Here is a 13,095-nt window from a genome sequence, read left to right on the forward strand (position 1 = left end):
CGCTCACAGCGCAACTCACATCAGAGATGTAGCAGTGATCCTACGCCCCCGCCGGCAACCACAGCAGGAAGCGCGCGCCCATGCCGACGTCGCTGTCGACCGTCAGGTCACCCCCCATCGCACGCGCCAGACGCCGCGCGATGTAGAGCCCAAGGCCGCTACCGCCTGCCTCGTTCGCATCGACGCGCTCGAACTTTTCAAAGATGCGCGCCTGGTCGCCTTGCGCGATACCCTTGCCCTGATCGGCGACGATCACAACCGCGCGGTCGCCGTCGCGTTGCGCGCGAAGCCAGATCGTCGCGCCTTCGGGCGAGTAGCGCACTGCATTGCCGATGAGGTTGACGAGGATCTGCAGCGTGCGCCGGAACTCGCCGCGCGCGGGCAGCGCCGCGTCCAGCCCATCGCGGTCGATCGTCACGCCCGCATTCGCCGCGCGCACCTGCAACAGCCCCGCCGCTCGCCGCACGACATCGGCAAGGTCGATCGCGTCATCCTCGACCGTGAAGTCCTCGCGCTCGATTGCCTCCAAGTCGACCAAATCGTCGACCAGCCCCAGCAGGTGCCGTCCCGCGCTGGCGATATCGGCGGCGTAGTCGGCGTAATGCGGATCGATCGAGCCGTCGGTGGCGGCGTTGATGCTGTCGGCGTTGGCGACGATCCGTCCAAGCGGCCCGCGCAGCACCTGGTCGAGGCGCGCGTTGAACGTCTCGGCAACCGGTTCTGGCGGTGCCTCGTCGAGCAGATAGGTGCCGCCGACGAAGCCGTCGAACCCGCCAAGCGGATCACGCCTGACCGATCCGGCGAGGAACACGCGGACGCCGCTCTCGCGGATCGTCGCCACCTGCCGGTCGAAGTCGACCCGCTCCGCCACCGCATCGAGGATCATGACGTTGCCGCGCTCGTCCGGCTCCATCGCGAACAACCGCGTCAGCGGGCGCGACAATGCCGCAACCGCGTCGAAGCCGTGGCGTACGCCCGCCTGCTCATCGATTCGCGTGACCCGCAACTCGGCATCGACCTCCCATTGCCAGTCGGCACCCGGCGGCGGCGGCAGGGCGGCGACCGTGTTCGCGCTGGTCGGCGTCCGCCACGCCGGCCGCTCCCGCAGCACCGAGACCGCGAGCGAGGTGCCGCCATCGCCCGGCGTCGCCTTGATCCAGCAATCGAGATCGATCTCGCCATCGGCGATCGTCACCCCGCGCGAGATCAGGATACGCAGTCGCCGCGCAAGCCGCGCCAGCGTGTTGAACTGCGGCACCGCCAGCACCTGCCCGCGGTGTCCGCCCGCGCGCTCGTTGATCGCGCCGAAGCCCTCGTCGGCGTCGATCAGCCGGTCCTCGCGGTCGAGCCGCGCGTGCAGGATCAAAGGCTCGCTCACGCAGCGCTACCGATCGACAGCGCACGCACCGCCTGCCGGAAATCGCGCGTCAGCATCAGTGGCGCGATCACCGCGCCTGCCTGCTCGGGCTGCACCCCCGCCGCGGCGTCGATCGCCTCCGGCAGCGCCTCGACATCGCGCGATCGATCGGCTTCACCCAGCGCCCAGCCGATGCGCGCGAGCACGTCGCGCTCCATGCGCAGCGCGCGCAGGGCGATCCACAGCCGCTCGCCGTCGGGCTCGAGTGCGAGTGCGCGCGCTTCGTCCATCTCGATCCCGAGCGCATGCGCCAGGAACGCCGCGAACAGCGTCAGCCGCCCCTCGGTCAACGCCTCGATCAACAATCCGGGCAGCCGCTCGACATCGGCGTCGATCGCGGCGGCGAGGCGATGCGCGGCGATGATCGTACCCGCGGCGCCATCGAAATGCGCGATCCGCTGCATTGCGGCATCGACCAGCGCGCGGTCGGCCGTGGCGGAGACGCCGCCCAGCCGCTCGCGCAGTGCCGCTGCCACCCACCAGACCAACTGATGGTGCAACTCGGCGGGCAGTTCGGCGCGACGTTCCTCGATCGGAGCGCGGCGGCGGCTTTCGGCGAGCAGATAATCGATCGCCGCGTCGCGAATCATCGGGTCGGCGTGGTCGCGCAGCCGTGCGAGCAGCCCGGTGGTGACGCCGGGCGCGCGATTGCTGATCAGCGCCTCGTCGATCAGGTCGACCCGCGCCTGCGCGACGATCTCGTCCATCAGCGCGCGGTCGCGGAGCAATCCCGACTCGATCAGCCGCGCGAGCACGCCCGCGTTGCCGGTCGCAAGCGCCTTCGCCGCCGCGCTGTCGCCGCGCCCGGCGAGCAAGCGGGCCGCAGCCGCGCCGACATCATGCTCGATCGCGGCGACACTCGCCTCGACCATCGCGCTGATCAACGCGCGCGCGCGATCGTCGAGCCGGTCCTGCTCGACCCGGAAGAAATCCTCGATCGCGGCGCCGAGCCGACGACCGGCGCGCCGCTCGGCGGCCGCAGCGCGGAGCGCCAGCTCCGCTGCGGTCGTATCCGTCGGCGAGGAAGGGGAAAGCGACATGGTGCCATTGTCTAGCGCGGCTTCGTTAAAGGGGCGCTAAGCCTGAACCCTCAACGCTTCGATCGCGCCGCCAACCGTCGCGGTGGAGTAGATCGCCGCTGCCGCAAGCCCCCAGATCGGCAGGCCAAGCAGCGTCCCCGCCGTCACGATCGCCAGATAGGCAGGCGCCCCGCCCCACCAGCGGCGACGCGTCGCCGGCTGCGTCGCGCGCTCCGACAGACCGCCCGCCACCACCGTCTGCACGCCAAGCAGCAGTGCGACCGAGCCCAGCCCCTTTCCCAGCAACAGCAATGCCAGCGCGGGACAGGCCAGCGCCGCGATCGACAACCCGCGCGACACCTCCGCTTCGTCGCGGAACAGCGCGAGCGATCCGGCAAGCTCACCGACGATCGTCGCTAGCAGCACGACGATAAGCCCCGACGCGCGCCAGCCCGACCAGACGCCGACCAGCCCGCACGACGCCAGCACGCCCGCGACGCCAGCCACCGCCATCGTCGCGACGCCACGACGTGCGACCTCCGGCACCGCCAGTCGCGCGATCGGGCGCAGGATCACGCGATCGAACCAGCTCGGCCGCGTCGCCATCGACGCTGCCAGCATCGCACGGCCGCGCTGATCGAGCGCACTAGCCCGGTGCTCGATCCCATGGCCTTGCGCGATCGTATGCGCAGGCAGTTCGATCCGTGCCGCGCGCGCCTGCGCGAGAACGTGGAGCAGGGTCGATTGCAGATCGTAATCGGCGGGCATGCCGGCCGCCTCACCCAGCCGTCGCGCATCCATCCGCGCCAGTCCAGCCCAGGCGACCCCGCCGCCGATCCGCTCGAACTCCGTGCCGGCCGCCGCCTCGGGCACGACCAGCAACGTGTCGTCCTGCTCCACGGCAAGCGCATTCACCACAGGCTCGCTGGTCACCAGACCATCGGCGATCAACAACACGCGCGCGAGCGGGTGCAGCTTGCCCAGCGCATCGGTTGCGCTCCGCACCGCGTCGACCGCCACCCCGCGCTTGCCGATCCGCGCCAGTGCGCCGATCAACTCGGGCGTGAGGCGCGACACGATGACAACGATCTGAGACGCGCCCGCGGCGATCAGCAACCGCGCCTGATATTCGATCAGCGTCGCGGCGGCGAACGGCAGCGTTGCGGTCAGCGTGCCCGAACGATCGGTCGCCTCTCGTGTCGCAAAGAGCAAGCCAGCCAGCATCCGTGGCAGTTACGGCGGCATCCTGCGGCGGGCAACCCGCCTTCCGACGTCCGATTTAGCGTTGAAGGCGATCGATGTTGCGGCGGATCAGCCGCAGCGCGGGGGCGTCACCAACCCTGGCATCCGCTGCCTCGCTCGCCAGCGCGGCGAGCCGGACCGCGCCGAAACTCGCCGCCAACCCACGCAATCGCAGCAATGCGGTCCGCCAGCCTGCATCATCGCCGGCCTGTTCGAGCGCATGAAGCGCCACCCGCGCGCTGTCGCCGAACGCCGCGCGCAGGTCGGCGATCAGCGCGGGATCGTTCCCGACCGCCGCCGACAGTGCATGATCGATCGCGCCCGGATCATAGGCCATCCACCAGCTATTGACCGCACCACGTTAACGTGACGTTCGTGGCCCCGAACGCGTTCCGCCGCACGCTCCGTCGCGAACCGCTTTCGCCGCGCCACAAACGTGGTAAGCCGTCGATCATGAACGGGGGGCCGTCAATCATCGGAATACGCATGTCCGACGACATGCAGCGCAGCGGGCTCGAGATCGAGCAGGATGCGCCGGTCGAAACCTATGCCACAGACTGGCATGAGCCCAGCGAGAACACCGACGCGACCTTCGGCGACGGTATCGAACCTGAACCGGCCTGGCGCACAATGATGCCGTGGCTGCTCGGCGTCTTTGCCACCTTGTGGGTCGGCGCGCTGATCGCGCTCGCCTGGGACCGCGTCTCGATCCCGCTGGAGATCGCGCAGATCGCTGCTGCCGCGCTGCTCGGCCCGATCGCTGCCGGCGTTGCGTGGCTGCTCGCACTCCGCACCAGTCGTGCAGAGGCGAAGCGGTTCGGCGCCAGCGCGCGCGCGATGCGGCTGGAGGCGGAAGCGCTCGAATCGACCGTCGGAGCGCTCGGCCTCGTCATCGATCAACAGCGCGCGCAACTCGCCGAGCAGGTCCGGATGCTCGCGGCGACCGGCGATGCAGCGACCGCACGCCTCGCCTCGATCGGGCGCGGGCTGTCAGAGGAGATCGATCAGGCCGACGTTCACGCCCGCGCGCTCGCCGACGCTGCTTCGACCGCACAGGCAAGCCTCTCGACGCTGCTCAATGGCCTGCCCCATGCCCAAGCCGAGACGCAGGCGCTGACCCAGTCGATCGAGCACGCCGGGCTGACCGCGGGCGAGCGAGCCGCGGCGCTCGACGCGCAGATCGCGGCGTTGACCGCGCGCGGTCGCGAAGCGGAGACGGTCGCAGGTGGCGCAGCGGAGAAGCTTGCCGCGCACATCCGCCGCATGGAAGCGACCAGCGAGACGGCCGGCGCACGGCTGGAGACGGTCACCTCGCACGCTGCGGCGGCGGTCGATGCGCTGCTCGATCGGACCGCCACCGCGATCGACGAATCGCGCAAGGGCATCGCCGCTCAGGGCGAGGCGATGCTGGCCTTGATCGGAACCAGCCAGGTTGCACTCGACCAGGCCGCGCGCGAAAGTGCGGAAGCGCTGACCCAGCGGATCGAGCTGGTCGAAATGGTGATCGAGCGGATCGCACGGCGACTGGACGCCCAGCGCGGCGTCGGTGAGGAGCTGTTCTCCGCGCTTGAGGACAGTCTGCGCCGAAACGAACGCCGGATCGAGGCGCTGCACCTGAGTGGCACCGAGCGTGCGCAGCAGCTTGCCGCCTCGATCAGCGCGTTGACCAGCTCGGCCGAGGCGATGGGCGATGCGCTGCAATCGGGCGACCAACTCGCCACACGCACGATCGGAACGACCGAGACGCTGCTCACCGCGTTGGACGCTGCCACCCGTGAGATCGACGAGACCCTGCCCGAGGCGATCGACCGGCTCGACGCCCGCATCGTTGCCAGCCAGTCGGTCGTCGTCGCCGCACGCCCCGAATTGCTGGCACTCGTCACCGCGGCGGAGAGCACGCATGGCGCAATCGAGGCGATCGCGCAGGTCATTGCGGAACAGCGCCGTACCGTCGATGCGCTCACCGGCACCCTGCTCGACGCACTCACCAGCGGCCGCGCCAAGGCCGACGCGATCGGCCACACCGTCGACGAGGCAACCGAGCGTGCGCATCGTCTCGCCGAGGAAGCCGCGCCGCGGCTGATCGAGGCGCTGATGCGCGTGCGCGACACGGCCGCCGCTGCCGCGGACCACGCGCGCGACACGCTGGCGCAAGTCATTCCGGAGGCTGCCGAGGCGCTGCAGGCCGCCAGCAACGACGCGCTCCACCGCTCGGTCACCAACGGGGTCGAGGCGCAACTGGCGCAAGTGTCTGCGGTTGCCGAGACCGCAGTCGAGGCCGCGGCCCGCGCGACGCAGCGACTGGAACAGCAGATCGCCGTCATCGACGCCGCCGCCGCGCGCGTCGACACGCGTCTGGCCGAGGAGCAGCAGCACCGCGATCGCGTCGAGCAGGACAGCTTCGCACGCCGCGCGTCGCTGCTGATCGAGCAACTCAACTCCGCCTCGATCGACCTGACCCGCACGCTCGCACCCGACGTGTCGGACAGCGCCTGGGCGGCGTATCTGAAGGGTGATCGCGGGGTCTTCACGCGCCGTGCCGTCCGCCTGCTCGATGCCGCCGAGCAGCGCGACATCGCACATCTGTACGACGAGCAGCCGACTTTCCGCGATCAGGTCAACCGCTACATCCACGATTTCGAAGCGATGCTGCGCACCATCCTGACGCAGCGTGATTCTTCACCGCTGGGCGTGACGCTGCTGTCCTCGGACATGGGCAAACTCTACGTCGCGCTGGCGCAAGCGATCGAACGGTTGCGGTAGAACCTTTTCAACGAGGACGGCCTGTTGGTCAGCCCGAGTTGGAAAGCGATCAGCGGCGCATCAAGCGCGCCGCGCCCGTCACACCGCGTTGGCAGCGTCGGAATAGTCGAGCGAACCGGCGTCTACCCAGCCGAACTCGTAATTGGCGATGAACAGCGCGAACAGGATCGTCGCGACGATTGTCGTGCGCACAACCACTTTCTTCAGCGAGAACTCGTGCGGTGAACTCTCGGCCGTTCCCGGCACATGCTCCGCCCCCGCCTCCGCCGAGGTTTTCACCCCGAACGGCAGGACGAGAAAAACAGAGAACGCCCAGAACAGGACGTAGATCGCCAGCATCGAGGTCCAGCGCATCGAATCAGACCTGAACGACGACCACGTCGATGACCGGCTTCTTGCCGGTCCAGCGCGTCGCAACGCGGCGCACCGCCAGGCGAACCTGCTCACGCAGCTTCTCGCGGTCGCGCGGGCTACCGCGCATTGCCTCGCTGACAGCGGCGACCGCATCCTCAAGGAACGCTTCACGCTCTTCTTCGACCGGCACGCCCTGTACACGCACGTCGGGCACGCCGCCCGCGCGGCCGTTACGATCGACCGCGATCCCAACCGAAATCTGGCCGTTGACCGCGATCCGGCGACGCTCGTTGATCGTGCTGCCGTTCGACGGCAGAATAACGTCGCCGTCGAGCACCAGCCGCCCAACCGGCGCAATCCCGATCTTCTCCGGTCCGTTCGGCGCCAGCCGCACGATGTCGCCGTCGGTCTGCACCAGCGCGCGCGCAATGCCGTTCGCCAGCCCGAAGCGCGCCTGCTCCTTCAGGTGGCGCATCTCACCATGCACGGGGATCAGCGCCTTGGGCCGCATCCACTCGTACATCGACTTGAGCTCGGGTCGGCCTGGGTGACCGGAGACATGCACGTGCGCCTGCTTCTCGGTCACCATCTCGACACCCTTGGCAGCGAGCTGGTTCTGGATGCGCCCGATCGCGACCTCGTTGCCGGGGATCTGCTTCGACGAGAAGATCACCGTATCGCCCTCGTCGAGCTTGATCGGGTGCGTGCCTTCAGCGACGCGCGCCAGCGCCGCGCGCGGCTCGCCCTGCCCGCCCGTCGCGATCACCAGCACCTTGTTGCGAGGCAGCCGCATCGCGGTCTCGGCGTCGATCAGGTTCGGCAGGTCCTTGAGGTAACCCGTCGCCTGTGCCACACGGATGATCCGGTCGAGCGAGCGGCCCGCAACCGCCAGCTTGCGCCCGGTCTCTTCCGCCACCTTGCCCAGCGTCGCGATCCGCGCCGCGTTCGACGCGAACGAGGTGACCAGCACGCGGCCCTTCGCCTTCGCCACCGTCTCGGCGATGCCGCGGCGCACATCCGCCTCGCTGCCCGACGCCTCGGCGTTGAACACGTTGGTCGAATCGCACACCAAAACGTCGATACCCTTGTCGCCGATCGCGCGCAGTTCCTCGGGTGTCGAGGGCTTGCCGATCAGCGGGGTCGCATCGAGCTTCCAGTCGCCGGTGTGGAACACCCGCGCGGCCTTGGTCTCGATCACCAAGCCGTTCGCCTCGGGGATTGAGTGCGCCAAAGGCACCATCGTGATCTTGAACGGACCGACGTCGAATGCCTTGTTCGCCTCGACTAGCTTGATCTTGACGCGGTCGTCGATCCGCTCTTCCTCAAGCTTCCCGCGGATCAGTCCGGCGGTGAACGGCGTCGCATAGAGCGGGACGCCCAGATCCTCGGCCAGATACGGCAGCGCGCCGATGTGATCCTCATGCCCGTGCGTCAGCACCAGGCCGACGAGATTGTCGATCTGCTCCTCGATGAAGCGCAGGTCGGGCAAGATCACGTCGATGCCCGGAAAGCCCGCATCGGCGAAAGTCACGCCGCAATCCACCATCACCCATTTGCCGGCGTGGCCGTAGAGGTTGACGTTCATCCCGATCTCGCCCGATCCGCCGAGCGCGCAGAAAAGCAATTCGTTGTTCTTCGGTGTCATTCTTGTCCTTCACGCGCCGCTCCGCTCGGACGCATGGTCGAACGGTAGCTCAAAAGCGCGACTTTCACTTGTTTCCGGGTAGCGGCCCCGGCGCCGATTTCATTGATCTATATGGGCGCGTTGCCACATGATCGCCAGCCCCTGGATCGTCAGGTCGGGCTCGATCGCATCGAACACGTCCGTGTGCCGCTCGAACAGCGCGGCAAGCCCACCGGTCGCGATCACCCTCACCGGGCGGCCGACCTCGGCCTTCATCCGCGCGACCAGGCCCTCGATCATCGCGATATAGCCCCAGTAGATGCCGATGTTCATCTGGTCGACGGTGTTGCGCCCGATGACGCTGTTCACCGCCGGTGCCTCGATCGCGATGCGCGGCAACTTGGCGGCGGCAGCGACCAGTGCGTCGAGCGACAGGTTGATGCCCGGCGCGATGATCCCGCCCTTGTACGCGCCCTTGTAGTCGGAAAAGTCGACGGTCGTCGCGGTGCCGAAGTCGATCACGATCAGGTCACCCGCGTGGAGCGCGTGCGCCGCGATCGTGTTCACCGCGCGGTCGGCACCCAGCGACGCGGGTTCGTCGACGTCAATCGACACACTCCATTCGAGCGGCACACGCCCTGCGATCAGCGCGTCGCCGCCAAAATACTTGCTCGCCAACACCTGCAGGTTGTGGAGGGCACGCGGGACCACGGTCGAGATGACGACCGCCGACACGTCGTCACGCGAAAACCCTTCAAGCGTGAGCAGCTGGCTCAGCCACACCGCATATTCGTCCGCCGTACGCCGCGGGTCGGTCGCGATCCGCCAGCGTGCGCGGATCTCACGCCCCTCCGCGGTAACCTCGACCAGCGCGAAGACCACGTTGGTGTTGCCGGCATCGATCGCGAGCAGCATGGCTTCCTCCTAGACCAGGAACACGTCGCCGGCGTGGATGACACGCGTACCGCCGTCTTCCAAGCGCAACCGCAGCGCACCCTGAGCGTCGAGCCCGTCGAACACGCCTGCCTGCTCGCCACCGTCCGGCAGGCGCACGCGCAGCGGCGCACCAATCGGATGCGCCCGCTCGCACCAGCGCGCGATCACGGAAGCGAGACCGTGTGAGCGCCACAGTGATAGCCATGCTGCCATCAACCCGGCGAGCCGCTCTGCGAACGCTGACACTTCGACGTTTGCGCCTTGAGCATGAAGGCTCGTTGTTAACCGGTCGGTCACGTCCGGGTGATGTGCGATGTTCACGCCCATGCCGATTACGACGTGGGCACCAGCGCGTTCGAGCAAAATGCCCGACACCTTTGCGCCACCGATCAAAAGATCATTCGGCCATTTGATCGTGAGTTTGCGACGAGCCGTATCAGGCAGAACGGCACCGATCGCCTCGTCGAGCGCGACCGCCGCGACCAGCGCGAGGCTTGGCGCGGACGGATCGTCGCCACGCACGGTGACGATCGTGCTCGCGTAGAGATTACCGACCGGCGACGACCAGTCCCGCCCCAGCCGCCCGCGCCCGGCGATCTGACGATCGGCGCGCAGCCACACACCTTCCGCGGCACTGCCCGCTTCCGCCATCCGTAGCAGGTCGGCGTTGGTCGATCCCGTTTCCGGGACCGAGATGATGCGCGGACCTGTCAGCGTGGAGATCAGAACAATGCTCGTGCCGCAGCCAGCGTCCAGCCAGACAGCAGCGGGATCGCAAGGTAGCCGAGCGGCGAGACGATGATGGCGGCCACCGCGATCAGCCCGCCCTCGAGCGCATCACCGCGACCGAACTCGGCGACCGGCTCATCGAAGTACATCGTCTTGATGACGCGCAGGTAGTAATAGGCACCGATGACACTGAACGCGATGCCGAACACCGCCAGCGGGAACAGCCCCGCCTGAACCGCAGCGTAGAACACCTCGAACTTGGCGTAGAAGCCGAACAGCGGCGGGATGCCGGCGAGGCTGAACATGAAGATCGCCAGCGCCGCGGCGAGCGCCGGGCGCGTCCGCGACAGCCCCGACAGGCTCGCGATCGTCTCGACCGGCTGACCGTCCGCGTCGCGCATCTGCAGCACGACCAGGAAGCTGCCCAGCGTCATCGCGATATAGATCGCCATGTAGTTGAGCACCGACGCGACACCCTCGGGCGTTCCCGCCGCCAGACCGATCAGCGCGAAGCCGACGTTGTTGATCGACGAGTAAGCGAGCAGTCGCTTGATGTTCTGCTGCCCGATCGCCGCCACCGCGCCGAGCAGTATTGAGGCGAGTGCCGCGAAGATCACGATCTGCCGCCACTGCCCCTCGGCCGGCCCCATCGCCTCCACCGCCACGCGGACGCCGAGCGCGACCGAGGCGACTTTCGGCGCGGAGGCGAAGAACGCGGTCACCGGGGTCGGGGCGCCCTCGTACACGTCGGGCGTCCACATATGGAACGGCACCGCCGACATCTTGAACGCCAACCCAGCGAATACGAACACCAGCCCGAACAGCAGCCCGTACGACTTGGCCTCGCCCGACAACGGGGTCGCCGCATAAGCGCCTGCGATCTCGTTGAACATCGTCGACCCGGTAAAGCCGTAGACCAGGCTGATGCCGTAAAGCAGGATGCCCGAGGCAAGTGCGCCGAGCACGAAGTACTTGAGCCCCGCCTCTGCCGAGCGCGCATCCTGCCGCATGAAGCTGGCAAGCACGTAAGCCGAGAGACTCTGCAGTTCGAGACCGACATAAAGGGTCAGCAGATCGGCCGCCGACACCATCATCCCCATGCCCGCCGCAGACAATAGGATCAGCACCGGATATTCGGGCCGAAGATTGTCGCCCGCGGTCCGCGCAAAGAAATCGGGCGCCATCACGATCGCGACGGCCGCGGCGATGAAGATCAGCACCTTCGCAAAACCGGCGAAGCCGTCGGCGCGGTACAGGCCGCCGAACGCCTCACCACCCGAAGTTGCCGGGCCGACAAGCGCGATCAGCGCACCCGCAAGCACCGCGACCGCGGCCCATGACACGGCCTTGGTCGACGCCGGCCCACCCCAGGCCGCGACGAGCATCAGCACGATGGCACCGACCGCGAGGATCACCTCGGGCAGGGTCATGGCCAGTTGGGAAGCATAGTCCATCAATGCGCCTCCCCGGACGCCGGATTGTCGTGGGCAGATTCGGCATGCGCCGACGGAATGATGCCGGTGCCGCGCGTCGGCTTGCTGTCGCCTGCGGGCTGCGCGCGATTGATGCGCGCGAGCAGCACCTGCGTGTCCTTGCGCATCGGCGCGAGGAAGCTTTCAGGGTAGACGCCCATCCACAGCACCACTGCGGCGATCGGTGCGAGCAGCCACAGTTCGCGGCGCGACAGGTCGGGCATCGCGCGGACCTCGTCCGACTTGATCTCGCCGAACACGACGCGGCGATACAGGTACAGCATGTATGCCGCACCCAGGATGATGCCGGTCGTGCACAACAGCGCGGTCCAGGTCGACACCTGATACGCCCCCATCAGGCTCAGGATCTCGCCGACGAAGTTGCTGGTGCCCGGCAGGCCGATCGACGCCATCGTGAACAGCAGAAAGAAGATCGCGTAGCGTGGCATGTTGATCGCCAGACCGCCGTAGCGCGCGATCTCACGCGTGTGCAGCCGGTCGTAGATCACGCCGACGCACAGGAACAGCGCGCCCGACACCAGGCCGTGGCCCAGCATGACCATCATCGCGCCCTCGATACCCTGCGCATTGAACGCGAACAGTCCGATCGTCACGATCGCCATGTGCGCGACCGACGAATAAGCGATCAGCTTCTTCATGTCGGCCTGCACCAGCGCGACGAGGCTGGTGTAGATCACCGCCACTGCGCTGAGGCCGAAGATTAATGGCGTCAGCTGCGCCGAGGCTTCGGGGAACATCGGCAAACTGAAGCGCAGAAAGCCATAGCCGCCTAGCTTCAGCAGCACGCCCGCCAGGATCACCGAGCCCGCGGTCGGCGCTTGGACGTGCGCGTCGGGCAGCCAGGTGTGGACCGGCCACATCGGCATCTTGACCGCGAACGACGCGAAGAAGGCGAGCCACAGCCACGTCTGCACGTGCGCAGGGAAGTCGTACGCCATCAGCACCGGAATGCTGGTCGTGTTCGCGGTGATGCTCATGTACAGCATCGCGATGAACATCAGCAGCGAGCCGAGCAGCGTGTACAGGAAGAACTTGTACGACGCGTAGATGCGGTTCGCGCCGCCCCAGATGCCGATGATCAGGAACATCGGGATCAGGCCGGCTTCGAAGAAGATGTAGAACAGGAAGATGTCCTGCGCCGCGAAGGTGCCGATCATCAGCACTTCGGTGAACAGGAACGCCGACATGTATTCGGGCACGCGCTTCTGAATCGCGTGCCAGCTCGCCCCGATGCAGATCGGCATCAGGAACACGCTTAGTGCGATCAGCAACAGCGCATAGCCGTCGATACCCAGCGCCCAGCCGAAGCGGCCGAACAGCGGCGCGCTCTCAACGAACTGCCACTGCGCGCCGCCGATGTCGAAGTTGAGCCACAGCACGACGCCGAGCGCCAGGTTGACCAGCGTCGCGCCGAGCGCGGTCAACCGCGCGGTCTGTGCCGACAGGAACAGGCACGCGACGGCGGCGATCGCCGGCACCGCGAGCATGACGGAAAGGATGGGGAAGCCGTTCATCGTG

At 67.7% G+C, this 13,095-nt stretch carries 11 protein-coding genes; 1 reads left to right on the top strand and 10 read right to left on the bottom strand.

Annotated features, from left to right (window positions below):
- Positions 1 to 40: 40 nt before the first annotated feature.
- The 4 genes from SMN802W_RS0109130 to SMN802W_RS0109145 are packed head-to-tail and all read right to left on the bottom strand — an operon-like array spanning position 41 to position 4,015.
- The gene (locus SMN802W_RS0109130) at positions 41 to 1,378 is read right to left on the bottom strand and encodes a sensor histidine kinase (protein ID WP_019516601.1); all 1,338 of its coding nucleotides are present in this window, start codon (positions 1,376 to 1,378) and stop codon (positions 41 to 43) included.
- On the bottom strand, positions 1,375 to 2,457 hold the full coding sequence (locus tag SMN802W_RS16790; RefSeq protein WP_019516602.1) for a DUF2336 domain-containing protein: 1,083 nt from the start codon (positions 2,455 to 2,457) through the stop codon (positions 1,375 to 1,377). The genes SMN802W_RS0109130 and SMN802W_RS16790 overlap by 4 nt, the downstream gene beginning before the upstream one ends.
- 36 nt (positions 2,458 to 2,493) lie before the next feature.
- Positions 2,494 to 3,660: a hypothetical protein gene (locus SMN802W_RS0109140; protein WP_019516603.1), complete on the bottom strand. Its 1,167-nt coding sequence runs from the start codon at positions 3,658 to 3,660 to the stop codon at positions 2,494 to 2,496.
- A 55-nt stretch (positions 3,661 to 3,715) separates the two neighbouring features.
- Positions 3,716 to 4,015, bottom strand: a complete 300-nt coding sequence (locus SMN802W_RS0109145) for a hypothetical protein (protein ID WP_019516604.1) — start codon at positions 4,013 to 4,015, stop codon at positions 3,716 to 3,718.
- A gap of 149 nt (positions 4,016 to 4,164) precedes the next feature.
- On the opposite strand from SMN802W_RS0109145, the gene SMN802W_RS0109150 reads away from it, so the two are divergent.
- Positions 4,165 to 6,441: a hypothetical protein gene (locus SMN802W_RS0109150; protein ID WP_019516605.1), complete on the top strand. Its 2,277-nt coding sequence runs from the start codon at positions 4,165 to 4,167 to the stop codon at positions 6,439 to 6,441.
- Between the two features lie 78 nt (positions 6,442 to 6,519).
- Here SMN802W_RS0109150 and SMN802W_RS0109155 read toward each other — a convergent pair whose 3' ends face one another.
- The 6 genes from SMN802W_RS0109155 to SMN802W_RS0109180 all read right to left on the bottom strand — a co-directional run bounded on the left by SMN802W_RS0109155 (position 6,520) and on the right by SMN802W_RS0109180 (position 13,091).
- The gene (locus SMN802W_RS0109155; protein WP_019516606.1) at positions 6,520 to 6,795 is read right to left on the bottom strand and encodes a DUF1467 family protein; all 276 of its coding nucleotides are present in this window, start codon (positions 6,793 to 6,795) and stop codon (positions 6,520 to 6,522) included.
- 4 nt (positions 6,796 to 6,799) lie between these two features.
- On the bottom strand, positions 6,800 to 8,440 hold the full coding sequence (locus SMN802W_RS0109160; RefSeq protein ID WP_019516607.1) for a ribonuclease J: 1,641 nt from the start codon (positions 8,438 to 8,440) through the stop codon (positions 6,800 to 6,802).
- 99 nt (positions 8,441 to 8,539) lie between these two features.
- The gene (locus SMN802W_RS0109165; protein ID WP_019516608.1) at positions 8,540 to 9,334 is read right to left on the bottom strand and encodes a type III pantothenate kinase; all 795 of its coding nucleotides are present in this window, start codon (positions 9,332 to 9,334) and stop codon (positions 8,540 to 8,542) included.
- Positions 9,335 to 9,343: 9 nt separating this feature from the next.
- Positions 9,344 to 10,054 (bottom strand): biotin--[acetyl-CoA-carboxylase] ligase, encoded by a 711-nt coding sequence (locus SMN802W_RS0109170; protein ID WP_083925690.1) that lies wholly within the window; start codon positions 10,052 to 10,054, stop codon positions 9,344 to 9,346.
- A gap of 23 nt (positions 10,055 to 10,077) precedes the next feature.
- Positions 10,078 to 11,538 carry an NADH-quinone oxidoreductase subunit NuoN gene (gene nuoN / locus SMN802W_RS0109175; RefSeq protein WP_026325946.1) on the bottom strand — a complete coding sequence of 487 codons (1,461 nt, stop codon included), beginning with the start codon at positions 11,536 to 11,538 and terminating at the stop codon, positions 10,078 to 10,080.
- Positions 11,538 to 13,091 (bottom strand): NADH-quinone oxidoreductase subunit M, encoded by a 1,554-nt coding sequence (locus SMN802W_RS0109180; protein WP_019516611.1) that lies wholly within the window; start codon positions 13,089 to 13,091, stop codon positions 11,538 to 11,540. Before SMN802W_RS0109180 ends, nuoN begins: the two co-directional genes overlap by 1 nt.
- Positions 13,092 to 13,095: the final 4 nt, after the last annotated feature.

It is taken from the genome of Sphingomonas sp. Mn802worker (assembly GCF_000382485.1).
Classification (GTDB): Bacteria; Pseudomonadota; Alphaproteobacteria; order Sphingomonadales; family Sphingomonadaceae; genus Sphingomonas.